The sequence below is a fragment of the Bradyrhizobium sp. Ken01 genome, from assembly GCF_055807355.1.
On record NZ_JBVVPC010000039.1, the window covers coordinates 22,623 to 37,576 of the forward strand.

General features: G+C 62.5%; 12 protein-coding genes. 7 read left to right on the top strand and 5 right to left on the bottom strand.

Annotated features, from left to right (window positions below):
* The first annotated feature begins 62 nt into the window (after positions 1 to 62).
* From metG to AC0L3S_RS29480, 6 genes are all read left to right on the top strand, one after another.
* A complete protein-coding gene (gene metG / locus AC0L3S_RS29455; RefSeq protein ID WP_473283083.1) occupies positions 63 to 2,108 on the top strand; it encodes a methionine--tRNA ligase in 2,046 nt (681 codons plus the stop codon).
* 12 nt (positions 2,109 to 2,120) lie between these two features.
* Entirely contained in the window at positions 2,121 to 2,897 is a 777-nt protein-coding gene (locus AC0L3S_RS29460) for a TatD family hydrolase (protein WP_473261245.1), read from the top strand.
* Positions 2,898 to 2,910: 13 nt separating this feature from the next.
* Complete coding sequence (locus AC0L3S_RS29465) at positions 2,911 to 3,708, top strand: MBL fold metallo-hydrolase (protein WP_027517964.1); 798 nt, start codon at positions 2,911 to 2,913, stop codon at positions 3,706 to 3,708.
* Between the two features lie 166 nt (positions 3,709 to 3,874).
* The gene (locus AC0L3S_RS29470) at positions 3,875 to 4,468 is read left to right on the top strand and encodes a TRAP transporter small permease (RefSeq protein ID WP_473261247.1); all 594 of its coding nucleotides are present in this window, start codon (positions 3,875 to 3,877) and stop codon (positions 4,466 to 4,468) included.
* Positions 4,469 to 4,470: 2 nt separating this feature from the next.
* Positions 4,471 to 5,784 carry a TRAP transporter large permease gene (locus AC0L3S_RS29475; RefSeq protein WP_473283085.1) on the top strand — a complete coding sequence of 438 codons (1,314 nt, stop codon included), beginning with the start codon at positions 4,471 to 4,473 and terminating at the stop codon, positions 5,782 to 5,784.
* 37 nt (positions 5,785 to 5,821) lie between these two features.
* Positions 5,822 to 6,799, top strand: coding sequence for a TRAP transporter substrate-binding protein (locus AC0L3S_RS29480; RefSeq protein ID WP_473283087.1), 978 nt, complete (start codon positions 5,822 to 5,824; stop codon positions 6,797 to 6,799).
* Positions 6,800 to 6,992: 193 nt separating this feature from the next.
* Here AC0L3S_RS29480 and AC0L3S_RS29485 read toward each other — a convergent pair whose 3' ends face one another.
* Complete coding sequence (locus AC0L3S_RS29485; protein WP_473283089.1) at positions 6,993 to 7,898, bottom strand: AraC family transcriptional regulator; 906 nt, start codon at positions 7,896 to 7,898, stop codon at positions 6,993 to 6,995.
* Between the two features lie 138 nt (positions 7,899 to 8,036).
* On the opposite strand from AC0L3S_RS29485, the gene AC0L3S_RS29490 reads away from it, so the two are divergent.
* Positions 8,037 to 8,603 carry a hypothetical protein gene (locus AC0L3S_RS29490; protein ID WP_473261255.1) on the top strand — a complete coding sequence of 189 codons (567 nt, stop codon included), beginning with the start codon at positions 8,037 to 8,039 and terminating at the stop codon, positions 8,601 to 8,603.
* A 121-nt stretch (positions 8,604 to 8,724) separates the two neighbouring features.
* On the opposite strand, the gene AC0L3S_RS29495 is transcribed toward AC0L3S_RS29490, so the two are convergent.
* The 4 genes from AC0L3S_RS29495 to AC0L3S_RS29510 form a co-directional block, all read right to left on the bottom strand.
* Entirely contained in the window at positions 8,725 to 10,206 is a 1,482-nt protein-coding gene (locus AC0L3S_RS29495; protein ID WP_473283091.1) for an NCS1 family nucleobase:cation symporter-1, read from the bottom strand.
* Between the two features lie 316 nt (positions 10,207 to 10,522).
* A complete protein-coding gene (locus AC0L3S_RS29500) occupies positions 10,523 to 11,215 on the bottom strand; it encodes a TetR family transcriptional regulator C-terminal domain-containing protein (RefSeq protein ID WP_473283093.1) in 693 nt (230 codons plus the stop codon).
* Between the two features lie 165 nt (positions 11,216 to 11,380).
* Complete coding sequence (locus tag AC0L3S_RS29505; RefSeq protein ID WP_473283095.1) at positions 11,381 to 13,030, bottom strand: acyl-CoA synthetase; 1,650 nt, start codon at positions 13,028 to 13,030, stop codon at positions 11,381 to 11,383.
* A 23-nt stretch (positions 13,031 to 13,053) separates the two neighbouring features.
* The gene (locus AC0L3S_RS29510) at positions 13,054 to 14,943 is read right to left on the bottom strand and encodes a TRAP transporter large permease (RefSeq protein WP_473283097.1); all 1,890 of its coding nucleotides are present in this window, start codon (positions 14,941 to 14,943) and stop codon (positions 13,054 to 13,056) included.
* Positions 14,944 to 14,954: the final 11 nt, after the last annotated feature.

Sequence of the window (14,954 nt, forward strand, 5' to 3'; positions counted from 1 at the left end):
CAAGACAATAAACTAACGCAAGTTCGTTTCCAAATTTCGAGAAGCCGGTAAAGGAATTCGTCGTGGCAGCGCGAGCTAAGAAAACCGCCAAGGGCAAGAGCAGCAAGAAGAAGGCTGCCACAAAAGCCGTCAAGAAAGCCACGAAGAAGGCCGTGAAGGCGCGCGCGCGCAAAGCTCCCAAGAGCGTCAAGAAAGCCACCAAGACCAAAAAGACGGCTGCCAAAAAAAACGGGAAGAAGAGCACCGCGAAGACGGCAAAGAAGGCAGCGAAGAAGCAGGTCGTTGCCAAGAAGACGGTGAAGACAGCGACCAAAAAGCCAGCCAAGGCTTCGGCGAAGAACGAGACTTCGGCAAAAAACAAGGCTACGGCGAAGAACAAGACCCCGGCGAAGAAGATAGCCAAGACGGCGAGGGTGGCTGCGCCTGCCGTGACCACCACATTAGCTCCTGTCGCCACGCCGCCGAAGGCTGTGAAGCCCAATGCATCGAAGCCCAAGGCCCCGCCCGCACCGAAGTCCGTCGCAGCGCCGCAGGCCACCACGCCCGTGGCCGTGGCCGTGCCCGCGCGGGACAACGTCTTCTACATCACGACCGCGATCGCCTATCCCAATGGCAGTCCTCACATCGGCCACGCCTATGAGGCGATCGCGACCGATACGTTGGCGCGTTTCGCGCGACTCGACGGCAAGGATGTGTTCTTCCTGACCGGCACCGACGAGCACGGCCAGAAGATGGTTCAGACCGCGGCCAGCGAAAAAATGTCCGTCTCGGAGCTCGCGGCCCGCAATGCCGGCCGTTTCAAGCAAATGGACGAGCGCCTCAACGTGTCGTTCGACCGCTTCATCCGCACCACCGAGGAGCAGCATCATCGCTCCAGCCAGGAGATCTGGCGGCGCATGGAGGCGAACGGCGATATCTATGCCGACATCTATGCCGGCTGGTATTCCGTGCGCGACGAAGCCTATTACGCCGAGGACGAGACGCGCCTGAACGACGACGGCGTGCGGCTCGGACCGCAGGGCACGCCGGTCGAATGGGTCGAGGAGAAGAGCTACTTCTTCCGCCTGTCGGCCTATCAGGACAGGCTGCTCAAGCTCTACGAGACGCAGACCAATTTCATCGGCCCCGACTCCCGCAAGAACGAGGTGGTGAGCTTCGTCCGAGGCGGCCTGCGCGATCTTTCGATTTCGCGCACGACGTTCGACTGGGGCGTCAAGGTGCCCGGGGACGAAGAGCACGTGATGTATGTCTGGGTCGACGCGCTCACCAACTACGTCACCGGCGTCGGCTTCCCCGACGAGAGCGACAACAACTGGCGTTATTGGCCTGCCGACGTGCACATCATCGGCAAGGACATCATCCGCTTCCATGCGGTGTACTGGCCGGCTTTCCTGCTGTCGGCCGGGATCCCGCTACCGAAGCGGGTCTATGCCCATGGCTTCCTGTTCAGCAGGGGCGAGAAGATGTCGAAGTCGGTCGGCAACGTGGTCGATCCCTTCAACCTCGCCGACCAATACGGCGTCGACCAGATGCGCTATTTCTTTCTGCGCGAGGTCCCGTTCGGCCAGGACGGCAACTATAATCACGAGGCCATCGTCGCGCGCATCAATGCCGATCTCGCCAACGATCTCGGCAATCTCGCGCAACGCTCGCTGTCGATGATCGCCAAGCAGCTCGGCGGCGTGCTCCCGGAGCCCGGCGAATTCAGCGACAACGACAAGGCGATCCTGTCGCAAGCTGACGGCATGCTCGCGGCGTCTCGCGAAGCGATGGCGACGCAGCAAATCCATCACTGGCTCAACGCCGTGTGGGCTGTGGTCGCGGAAGCCAACCGTTATTTCGCGGGCGAAGCGCCGTGGGCGCTCGCCAAGACCGATCCTGTCAGGCAGAGGACGGTGCTCTACGTCACCGCCGAAGTCGTGCGCCAGATCGCGATCCTGGCCCAGCCGGCGATGCCGACGGCCTCGGGATTGCTGCTGGACAGCCTCGGGATCCCCGAAGGGGAGCGCAGCTTCGCCGCGCTCGGCGGCGCAACGCGCATCGCGCCCGGTACGACGCTGCCGGCGCCGACGCCCGCTTTCCCGCGCTACATCGAGCCGGCGGCGTAAGGCGCTCGCACCATGCTGGTCGACAGCCACTGCCACCTGGATTTTCCGGACTTTGCGGAGGATCTCGACGGGATCGTGTCGCGGGCGCGAGCGGCCGGCATCGGCCGCATGGTCACGATTTCGACGCGGGTGAAAAGGCTGAACCAGCTCTTGGCCATCGCCGAGCGCTACGACGACGTCTATTGCTCGGTCGGCACCCATCCGCATAACGCGGATGAGGAAGACGGCATCGCACCGGACGAGCTGATCGCGCTGACGCAGCATCCCAAGGTCGTCGCGCTCGGCGAAGCCGGGCTCGATTATTTCTACGACAACGGCTCGCCGGAGGCGCAGGCGAGGGGCTTTCGCGCCCACATCGCCGCCGCCCGCCTCACCGGCTTGCCGCTGGTGATCCACACCCGCGAGGCGGACCAGGATTGCGGCCGCATCCTTGAAGAGGAAGCCGCCAAAGGATCGTTTCGCGCCGTGTTGCATTGTTACACCGGCGGGCGCGAGCTGGCGCTGAAGGCGGTCTCGCTCGGGCTCTATATCGGCTTCACGGGCATCCTGACCTTCAAGAAGTCCGAGGCCCTGCGCGCGCTTGCGGCCGAACTGCCGTCCGACCGTATTTTGGTTGAAACAGACTCGCCCTACCTTGCGCCGGGCAAGTTCCGGGGCAAGCGCAACGAACCGGCCTATGTGGTCGAGGTCGCAAAAGTGCTCGCCGAAACACGCGGCGTGTCGTTTGACGAGATCTCGCGCCAGACAAGCGAAAACTTCTTTCGCCTGTTCTCCAGGGTGAAAGCTTAGAACTGGGAGCCGCATGACGCTGACGCTGACGATCCTGGGCTGCGGCTCCTCCGCCGGCGTGCCGCGCCCGGCACTCGGCTGGGGTGCCTGCGATCCCAACAATCCCAAGAACCGCCGTCGCCGCTGTTCGCTGCTGGTCGAGCAGACATCGGGCGAGGGCACCACGCGTATCGTGATCGACACCTCGCCGGACCTGCGCGAGCAATTGCTCTCGACCAATGTCGACCACATCGATGCAGTATTCCTGACCCACGAGCACGCCGATCAGACCCACGGCATGGACGATCTGCGTTCGGTCGTGATGCACATGCGCCGGCGGATTCCGACCTATCTCAATCAGTCGACTGCGAACGACATCATGTCGCGGTTTTCCTATTGCTTCGTCTCGCCGGCGGGCAGCGACTACCCGCCGATCCTGACGGCGCAGTCGATCGAGGCCGGTGAAAGCCAGACCATCCAGGGAAAGGGCGGCGCGGTGACGATGACCGCCTTCCTGGTGCAGCACGGCAACATTCCCGCGCTAGGCTATCGCATCGGCGATGCCGCCTACACACCCGATCTCAACGACATCCCGCGCGAGAGCTGGGGCGCCCTGGAAAATCTGGATCTCTGGATCGTCGATGGCCTGCGCTACACCAGCCATGTCAGCCATTTCAGCATCAACGACGCGTTGTCCTGGATCGAGCGCTTCAAGCCGAAGCGCGCCGTCATCACCAACATGACGGCCGACGTCGATTATGAGGTGATCCGGCAGTCGCTGCCGGCGGGCGTGGTGCCCGCGTATGACGGGCTGCGGCTGGAGACCCGCTGAACCTGCGGTGGAAATTCCGGCGAGAGCCGGCATACTCCTTGCTTGCGCTGGGCCCATCATGTTGATCTAACGTCTGAAAGACAGGCGCTGGGGCAGGGGCGATATTCATGCAGGACCGGCGCGCGACGTGCGATCGCCGGGACCGTCTGAATCGCCTCGTGTGAGGATGGGGATCGCGTTGGCAGGGGACGATGTCACGAGCCGGGGACCGGTGCGACGCGCGCTGGATCTCCTTTATCTCGGTGCGGGTTACGCCGCCGGTGCCTTCATGGTTGCGATCTTTGCAATCATGATGATCATGTCGATCGGGCGCCAGTTTGCGGTCAACATTCCCGCCGGCGATGATTTCGCCTCCTGGTGCATGGCCGCGATGGCATTCCTCGGCCTCGCTCACACCTTTAAGCGCGGCGAGATGATCCGCGTCGGCCTGCTGCTGGAGCGTCTGCATGGGCGCTCCAAACAGGTTGCGGAGGTCGTGGCCCTCGGTATTGCCGCCGCTTTCATTCTCTATTTCACCCGGCATGCCGTGCAGATGACCTACGATTCCTGGCGCTTCAACGACGTGGCGCAGGGCGTCGTCGCGCTTCCGCTCTGGATTCCGCAGCTCGGGTTTTCCGGCGGACTCGTGATCCTGTCGATCGCGCTCATTGATGAAATGGTCAGTGTCATCAGCGGCAACCGGCCGAGCTACGAGAAGGGCTCGCCGAACGAGACCCCGGACGAATTCATCGAGCGGATCTCACAAGGCGGCGGAGGTTGACGATGGCCAATCTCGGCATGATCGAACTGTCGTTTATTCTGCTCGGCGTCATGATCGTGCTGCTGGGAAGTGGCATCTGGATCGCGGTTTCGCTGGGGCTCGTCGGCTTCGTGGCGATGGCGCTGACCACCAGCCTGCCGCTCGGCTCGGTGCTTGCGACCACGACATGGAGCGCAAGCTCGTCATGGACGCTGGCGGCGCTGCCGCTCTTCATCTGGATGGGCGAGATTCTCTTCCGCACCAAATTGTCCGAGGAAATGTTCCGGGGCCTGTCGCCCTGGGTGCAGTGGCTCCCGGGGCGTCTCACTCATGTCAACGTGATCGGCTGCGGCATCTTCGCGGCGGTGTCGGGCTCGTCGGCGGCGACCTGTGCGACGATCGGCAAGATCGCGCTGCCTGAACTGGACAGGCGGGGCTACGATAAGGGCTTGAGCCTGGGCTCGCTCGCGGGCTCCGGCACGCTCGGACTGCTGATCCCTCCGTCGATCCCGATGGTGGTCTATGCGGTCACCGCGAACGTCTCCGTGCTTCAGGTGTTCCTCGGCGGCTTCCTGCCCGGCGTGCTCGTGATGGTGCTCTATTCCGGCTACATCATCATCTGGTCGCTGCTCAATCCGAAGAAGATTCCGCCGCGCGATCCTCCGATGCCGTTTCGCCGGAAGCTGCAAGAATCCGCCAAGCTCGCCCCATGCCTGCTTCTGATCCTGGCGGTCTTCCTCTCGCTCGTGCTCGGGTTTGCGACCGCAACCGAATGCGCAGCCTGGGGCGTTTCGGGCGCGCTGCTGCTGGCGTGGTGGAGCCGCACGCTCACACGCAAGAACTTCCTCGAAAGCATCATGAGCGCGACGCGCCTGACCTGCATGATCATGCTGATCCTGGCAGGCGCTGCCTACACGACCGCAGCGATGGCCTATACGGGAATTCCGGCGGCACTCGCCACCTGGGTCCAGGGCCAGCAGCTCACCCCGGGCATGCTCGCGCTGTATCTGAGCATCATGTATATCATCCTGGGATGCCTGATCGACGGCATCTCGATGATCGTCCTGACCGCCGTGATCGTGCTGCCGATGGTCAAGCAGGCCGGCCTGGACCTGGTCTGGTTCGGCGTCTATCTCATCATCCACGTCGAGATGGCGCAGATCACGCCGCCGGTCGGTTTCAATCTGTTCGTGCTCCAGAACATGAGCGGCCGCGATACCTTGACCGTCGCGCGGGCGGCGTTCCCGTTCTTCGTCCTGCTGCTCGCGGCCGTGTTCATCATCACGGAATATCCGCAGATCGTGATGTTCTTGCCCAAGCTCGCTTTCCCGGACTGAGCGTACCGTTTTGAAATTGACTGTGAGGAGAAGCCCCATGATCTCTCGTTTAATCCGCGCATCCCTGATCGCCGGCGCCGTGCTGGCTGCGACACCCGCTTTGGCTCAGACCAAATGGAATCTGCCGGCGGCATATCCGGCCGACAATCCGCACTCCGAGAATCTCGTCGCGTTCGCCAAGGACGTCGAAGCCGCGACATCAGGCAAGCTTCAGATCACGGTTCATCCCGGCGCCTCGCTGTTCAAGGCGCCCGACATCAAGCGCGCGGTGATGACCGGGCAGGCGCAGATGGGCGAAGTCTTGCTGTCGATCCACGAGAACGAGGATCCGGTATTCGGGGTCGACGTCGTGCCGTTTCTGGCGACCAGCTTTCCGGACGCCATGAAGCTGTATCAGGCGTCGAAGCCGTTGATTGCCAAGAAGCTCGATGCGCAGGGGCTCAAGCTGCTGTTCGTCGTGCCGTGGGCACCGCAGGGCGTCTATGTCAATAAGCCGCTTGCAACGATCGAAGACATGAAGGGCCTGAAATGGCGGGCCTATAATGTTGGTACTGCGCGCATCGGCGAACTGGTCGGCGCGCAGTCGGTCACCATCCAGGCCGCCGAGTTGCCGCAGGCGCTTGCCACCGGCGTCGTGAACTCCTTCATGTCGTCAGGCGGCACGGGCTACGATGCGAAGGCATGGGAGTCGCTGAAGTACTTCTATGACGTGCAAGCCTGGATCCCGAAGGACTACACCTTCGTCAACAAGGCGGCGTTCGAGGCGCTCGACAAGCCGACCCAGGAGGCCATCCTCAAAGCCGCCGCGACCGCGGAAACCCGCGGCTGGAAGGCCTGGCAGGACAAAAGCACCTGGTACATCGATCAGCTCAAGGCCAAAGGCATGACGGTCGAGCCGCCGAGCCCGGCCCTAAAGGCGGGCTTCCAGAAGATCGGCGAACAGCTCACCGCCGACTGGCTCAAGAAGGCGGGAGCCGACGGCCAGGCTCTGGTTGACGCCTATAAGAAGATGTGAGGGCGGCAATACCTTCCGTTCGCCTTCGCGAGGCGGGCGGAAGGTCTCTCCCGTATCAGCGGCAATTGACCACCAGGCAGGATCACGAGGCGTAACGCAGCACGGCCTTGCCGGTGGGAGCGCACGGAGCGCCGAGCCGAAAGCCTCGCGCCGGCGACACGGCTGCTGCGTTTCAGAACATGGTCATCCGGGATTAAGCTTTGCGGACCAGTCGCCAGCGTCCTGGCGTGGCACCCGTTGCCGCCGAGAACACTCTGGTAAAATGACTTTGGTCCGCGAAGCCGCATTTGACGGCAATTTCCGTGAGCGACAGCGGCGAGCTTGCCAGCAGGCTCTTGCTTTGCTCGATCCGCTGATTGATCAACCATCGATGCGGCGGTGTTCCTGTGCTGACTCTGAAAGCGCGGGCGAAGTGGGCGGCTGACACGCCACACTCAGCGGCAATTCGGGCCAACGCGATCTCGCCATCGAGATTTGCGCGAAGGAGCGCCTTCGCCGTCCGCAGTTGCCATGGCGCCAATCCGCTGCGGTGAGAGCGATTGCGAGGTTGGCCGATGGCATAGGTCTTGAGAAAATGAGTGTTGATCGCCATCGCGACGTGGCCCACGAAAAGCTCGTTGGCCTCATGCGGTCTTTCGAGCGCCGGCAGAAGGCAAGCACCCAGATGAGCCATGACTGGATCCATGAAGTTCGCGCCCGCGCCAACGTCATATTCAACGCGACCAAGATCAAGCTGGTTCGCCAATTCATTTAGCGTGCCGTGCGGCAGATACAGGTAGAGAAAGTCAAAGGGATCGCGGAAGTGAACGACCGTTTCACATCGCAGATCGTAGATGCTGGTCTCGTCCTTCAAGGCGCCCTTGGGTGCGTATCGACCATCCAGCCACGACTCGGCTCTCTGATGCTGCAGCCGAAGGCAGAGTGCGAAGGCCTCGTCCGGAGGCGACGGCAGCGTCGGATCGCCGACCGGTCCGGAATATGCCATCCGCACCGCGGCGAACGTTCCCTTTTGGAGCGACTTGACGAGGCTCGAGCTCGGCTCGCTGATCATTGGAAATAGCTGCGCAAGCCGGTCGCCGTAGAGGCCATCATCGCTCATGATGTGTCTCCACTGCGCGGCCGATCACGACCGACCCACTCTGCGTTCGGTTTTGAGGCCCTTGCCTGATTCCTTCCAGGCCGGTTTCGATCAATCGCGGCTCAGGACGTTCAAGCACCTTGGGTCGGATGACCTTAGATGGAGGCAACACTTCAGCTTTCACGTTGGTTGCCTCCGGGAGCATTGATGTATTTTAAGACGATCAAACCGCACGTCATGTCAGGGTCAGCACAGACCAATCTGTCTTTCCTGGAAGATATCGTCCGCGCGGCCCGTTCTCGGTTCGCTGCGCTTGTGGACAAACTCGCCGGATTGCAGGCCAGGCAATCATCGAAGCCCTCGATCGAGCGGAGTTCACATGACGACAATCCGGGCAGCCGCGCGCTCGGTCTGGCGACCGTGACCGATGATCTGCTCGCGATCGTCACCGTGATGGATCGGATGGCAGGCGAGCTCCTGCTGGAATCCGAGCAATTATGGGCCTCGGTCGGATTTGTTTCCGGGAACGTCCACAAGATCGCCTTTGGACGATGGCGTTTGCTCGGTAGCCGGAAGCGGAACGACCTGTTCGCCGCCGCGGTCGACGACAGGCTCAGGCGCACGCCGCGCTTGGTGATCTCGCTGCTGGAGGTTGCTACCATCCTGGAGGAAGCGGTTGCAGACCTGCATCCAGTCCAGACCGGGGAAGGGGCTCGCAGCAGGTAACGATATCGCCACCGATCATCGCGACGTCGTATCTGGCTAGCATGCGCGTTCGACCGAACGCGCATGCCAACAATATTGCGCGGCCGCCGCCCACATGGCGGTGGACCCGCAACTTCGAACGTCATTCGCCCGCCCCGACAATGACGGAAACCGGCCTTTGCTCCTTCGAGAGGGCTCGGTAGATCAATCCGCCGGCAGTGGCCCCGATGAGCCATCCCCAGTCGCCGACGTTGAAGATCAGCCCATAAGCACCTGCCAGCGAGAGTCCGATCGACAGAGTGCCGGATACCGCAAGTGCAATCAGCGCCTTGTAGTTCCAGCCGCCGTCGTAATGAAATTCACCGGCTGGTGACATCGTATAGAGGTCCTCCAGCACGACGATCTGCTTTTTCACGAGATAGTAGTCGGCGATCATGATGCCGAACATGGGCCCGAGCGCGGAGCCGAAGATGCTGACGAACAGCGTGATGGCCGATGGGCTGGCCACGAACAGCCAGGGGCAGACGAGGACCGACAGGATCGACGTGATCAGGCCTCCCAGCCTGAAATTGATGCGCTGCGGATTCAGGTTGGAGATATCGTAAGCCGGCGATACGAAGTTCGCGACGATGTTGATGCCCATCGTCGCGACGATGAACGTGATCGATCCGATAATGACGACGAACGGATTGCCGATCTTCTCCACGATCAGCACTGGATCCATGATCGCCTCCCCAAACACCTTCAGCGTACCGGCCGTCACGATCACCGTAATGATCGAGAAGACCAGGAAGTTGACGGGAAGCCCGAGCAGATTGCCCGTTTTCATGGCTCGCTCATCCTTGCCGAACCGGGCGAAGTCGCCAAAATTGAGCAGGAGCGCCGAGAAGTAGGCCACGATCAGCATCGCGGCATTCGCCATCACGCCGATCGTCGCCGCGGTTGTGGCGGCCGGCGGGCTGAGTTGAAGAGACAGGCTCGAGAAACCGGCCTGCCATAACATCCAGATCGCCAACGCGAACATGACGACGTAGACTACGGGTCCGCAGAAATCGATGAAGCGGCGGATGCGCTCCATCCCGCTCAGGAAGATGAGAAGTTGGAACAGCCACATGAAAAGGAAGCTGAACCATGCGAGCGTCGACAGGCCGGCGATGCTGTTGTGGGTGAGATCGGCGGCCGAGGGCATCAGAGTCACGATCAGGACTTGCACCGCCTTCGAGGCGAAGTAGGTCTGCACGCCGTACCAGACAATGCCGACGACGCCCCGCACCATGGCGGCGAGATTGGCGCCCATCACCCCGAACGAGATGCGGGCCACCACCGGGAACGGAATGCCGTAGCGTAGCGAGGGCCGTCCGATCAGGTTCATCAGGAAGTAGACCGCCGTGATACCAACCAACATGGAGATCAGCACCTGCCAGCCTGTCAGGCCGAGAAAGAACAGGCTCGCCGCGAAGGTGTAGCCGCCCACGGAATGGACGTCCGACATCCACATCGCAAACAGGCTGAAGACACCCCAGGTTCGGCCCTCAGGCGCGGTTGGAGCAAGGTCGTGATTGTAAAGCTTTGGGTGGGCGCCGGTGATGATCAGCGTGGGAACGTCGCCGCTGTTGGATGACATGTCCTCTACCTCGGATTTACTGGCGCAGGGCAACGGCGTTGGAGGCCGCGGTCCCTGCGATTGGTGCTCGCACTTTGCGGTAGGTCGGGTCGAAGCAAGCGACATGCCATTTTATAACGATCGATAAAATGATTTTACGATCGATAAAATCATTTTACAAACACGCATTTTCGATCCGGCGTCCACTATCGGCGCAAAGTGCATCGCTGCGACCGGACATCAGTGCAGTTCTGGCTAGGATGTCCCGCGCGTGAGCGAAATGGCGGAGATGGGGAAAATAGGTGCGCTGGCTAAAAATGAGCCGCCGAACAACAGGCTAGGCGCCAGCTTCGGCAGGGCCTGAAAGGCCAAGTCCGCCGAGAACGAGCTGGACGATCGTCGCCTTGGCCGCAGTGTAGTCGGCCTCTTCGAGCTGTCTCTTGCCCTTCATGATGGTCATCTGGCTGGAATAATCCGCATAGGCCTGGGTCATCGCCCAGATGCAGAAGAAAAGATCGACAGCGCTGATCGGCCGAATCGCCCCGCTCGCGGTCCATTGGTCGAGCGTCTTGACCTTGTCGAGCAGCAACGGGGTCGAGACTTTTTCGATGAAGCTGCCGATGAATTGAGCGCCGCTGATGATTTCGTTGGCATAGATGCGCGACAGATGCGGGTGATCTCGCGAGAAGTCGATCTTCCTGCTGATGTAGCGCACCAGGATGGTCTCGACATCGGACGTCATGTCGAGACTGTCCATGTCTCGTGCCCACATGTTCATCGCACGTTCCAGCACCGCGCGATACAGATCCTCCTTGTCTTCGAAATAATAGTAAATGTGGGGTTTCGCGATCGATGCCTTTTTAGCGATCAGTGCCGTCGTCGCTCCGCGAAAGCCGAAATGCCCAAAGACGAACTCTGCCGCATCGAGGATTTTTCCTTCGATGTCCGGGCCCGGCGCTGCCTTGCGGCCGCCTTTTGGCGCGCGGCGGATGCGAAAGTGCTTCAACTTGTCGGCGGGCATGGCTGCCATAGAGCCTCGATAGGGAGCTTTGCCTTCACCAGCGAAGGCTGAGCGGGATGGGTCGCCGGATTGCTGTCGGCGATTCCGGCTGGACGTTGCCTTGCCCGTCCAGCTTTATCAAGCAATTAGGAAGGCAGGGACGTCTTAATGCGTTGGCAGACCCAAGGCATCGGCTCAGGCCGAGATCGCCTTCGCCGATCCCGCTTCGTTGCGCAGCAGGAATTTCTGGATCTTTCCTGTCGACGTTTTCGGGATCGGCCCGAACACGACGGCCTTCGGCGTCTTGAAGCCGCTCATGTGCGAGCGGCAGAAGGCGATGATGTCGGCTTCGCTCGCGCTCGCGCCGTCCTTCAGCTCAACGAAGGCGCAGGGCACTTCGCCCCATTTCGGATCGGGCTTTGCGACCACGGCGGCGAACAGCACGGCCGGGTGCTTGTAGAGGACGTCCTCGACCTCGACCGAGGAAATGTTCTCGCCACCGGAGATGATGATGTCCTTGGAGCGATCCTTGATGATGACGTAACCATGCGCGTCGAGCACGCCGAGATCGCCGGTGTGAAACCAGCCGCCTTCGAAGGCTTCCTTCGTCGCCTTGTCGTTCTTGAGATAGCCCTTCATCACGATGTTGCCGCGGAACATGACCTCGCCGATGGTCTCGCCGTCGCGCGGCACCTGCCTCATGGTCTGCGGATCGATGACGGTGACGGCTTCCTCGAGCGGGTAGGGCACGCCCTGCCGCCGCTTCAGGCTGGCGCGCTCGGCTGCGGGCAGATCATCCCAGCCAGGCTGTTCGGCGCAGACGGAAGCGGGGCCGTAGACCTCGGTCAGGCCGTAAACGTGCGTCAGCTTGATCCCGATGCTCTCGGCGCCTTCCAGCACCGCGACCGGCGGGGCGGCACCGGCGATCAGGCCGACGACGCGGCGCGTGGCATCACCCTTCGGTGCGTCGGGCGCGTTGATCAGCGTGTTGTAGACGATCGGCGCGCCGCACATGTGGGTGACGCCGTGCTGCTTGATCAGCTCGAAGATCTTGGTCGGCTCGACCTTGCGCAGGCAGACATTGATGCCGGCGGCGGCCGCAATGGTCCAGGGGAAGCACCAGCCGTTGCAGTGGAACATCGGCAGCGTCCAGAGATAGACCGGATGCTGGCCGAGTTGGCCTGCGAGAATATTGCTGACGGCATTCAGATAGGCGCCGCGATGATGGGTGACGACGCCCTTGGGATTCCCCGTGGTGCCCGAGGTATAGCTCAGCGCGATCGCGTCCCATTCGTCGCCCGGCAGGATCGCCGCGAAATCAGGATCGCCTTGCGCGAGCGCGGTCTCGTACTCGATCTCGCCGATGCGCCGGCCGCCCTTGAAGGCGTCGTCGTCGGCGTCGATCACGAACGGTTTTGGGCCACTCATCTGCGCGAGCGCGTCGGTGATGACGCCGGAAAACTCGGGATCGACCAGAATGATCTTCGCGCCGCCATGGTCGAGCTGAAATGCGATCGAAGGCGCATCGAGCCGGATGTTCAGGGCGTTGAGCACCGCACCTGTCATGGGGACGGCGAAATGCACCTCGTTCATCGCCGGAATGTTCGGCAGCATCGCCGCGACGGTGTCGCCGACGCCGATGCCCTTGCCGGCAAGATATGAGGCAAAGCGCTTGCAGCGCTCATGGGTCTCGCGCCAGGTGAAGCTGCGCCCCTCGTAGACCGTGCTAACGTGATCGGGATAGACTGCGGCGCTGCGCGCAAGGAAGCTCAACGGGCTCAGCGGCACGTAGTTGGCGGGCGTCTTCTCGAGGCCGATATTGTATTGGTTCTGCCGCTCGCTCATCGACACCTCCCTTACGCGCCGGCCTACAGGAATCCGATCGAGATCCACGGAAAGACGGCGACGACGATCAATCCTACCAGCAGCGCCAGCAGATAGCCCCAGATCGGCCTGATGCCTTCGGCCGGATCGACGCGTCCGATGGCGCAGGCGGCATAATAGCCGACCCCGAAGGGTGGGGCGAATAGCCCGATACCCATCGCGAGAATGATCACCATGGCATAGTGCACCTCGTGCACGCCGACCGCACGCGCGATCGGAAACAACAGCGGCCCGAACAGCACGATCGCCGGGATGCCCTCCAGCACGCTGCCGAGGATGGTGAAGGCCAGGATCGAGACGGCGATGAAGGTCGCCGCGCCGCCCGGCAATCCGGTCATGGCGGACGCCAGTGAGCGCGAGAAGCCTGATTGCGTCAGGCCCCAGGCCATGCCGGTGGCCGTGCCGATGATCAGCAGGATCGCGCCCGACAGCGCAGCGGTCTCGACCAGCATCGGGAACAGCCGCCGCCAGTCGAAGCGGCGGTAGACGAGGAGGCCGACCAGGGCGCCATAGACGATGCCGATGGTGGAGACTTCGGTGGCGGTCGCGATGCCTTCGACCACGGCGTAGCGAATCACGAAGGGCAGCGCGAGCGCGGGCAGGGCGATGACGAAGGTCTTGCCGATCTCGCCGCCTGTGGCGCGTCGGACATGGCTCATGTCCTCGTGGCGGTAGCGCCACCACACCAGCATGCACAGCGTGATCGCGAGCACCACGCCGGGCAGGAGGCCGCCGGTGAACAGCGCGGCGATCGAGACGCCGGTGACCGATCCGATCGTGATCAGCACGAGGCTCGGCGGAATGGTTTCGGTCTGCGCGCCGGTGGCCGCGAGAAGCGCGACGAGATCGCCGGGCTTGGCGCCGCGCTGCTTCATCTCCGGGAACAGCACGGGCGCGACCGCCGCCATGTCGGCCGCCTTGGCGCCTGAGATGCCGGAGACCAGGTACATGGCGCCGACAAGGACGTAATGCAGCCCGCCGCGGACATGGCCGAGCAGGCTCGCCAGGAACGCCACCATGGCCCGTGCCATGCCGGTCATTTCAATCAGGAGCCCCAAAAATACGAACAGCGGCACCGAGAGCAAAATGAGATGGCTCATGCCCTCGTCCATCCGTCCGACCAGCACCATGACCGGCGTGCGCGTGGTCAGTGCCAGATAGCCGAAGATGGCGAGCCCGAAGCCGAACGCGATGGGAACGCCGGCAAAGACGCAGAAGCCGGCGACGCCCACGAAGAAGATGACGAGGTTGAGGTTGCCAAGCGGCCGCAGATATGGCTGCGCCAGCCAGAACAAGCCGACGACGACGGCGACCGACACCACGGCCGTCAGCACCATGCGGTAATCGGCTGCGCGCAGCAGCCGCAACAGCGCGAACACCGCCATCAGGCAGATGCCGGCCGGCAGCGCCGCGGCGCGCCACATATTGGAGATCTGCAGCGCCGGCGTGGTGATGAAGCTTTCCTCGTAGGCGTAGTCCCAGGACGGCCAGACGATCAGCGCCAGGAAGGCCAGCGCCGCGCAGGTCGCGACGAGATCGAGCCAGGCCCGCGTAGCCGGCTTGGCGCTGCCGACGACCGCAGTCATGCGCATGTGCTCGGAGCGGCGGAACGCGACCGCCGCGCCGAGCATGGCAAGCCACAGGAACAGGATCGAGGCGAGCTCGTCCGACCAGATCAACGGCCGGTGCAGGCCGTAGCGCGCGACCACGCCGGCAAACAGGATCGCGATCTCGGCGACCACCAAAATGGCCGCCGGGATTTCGACGAGGAGGCCGAGTGCGTGCTCCGTCGAGGCCAGCAACGAAGGTCGGCGAGGGGACTGCACAGCCGCCTCGCCCGCCACTCCGCTCACGTCGACCTCGATATGAGCCATGACGGCTCCAA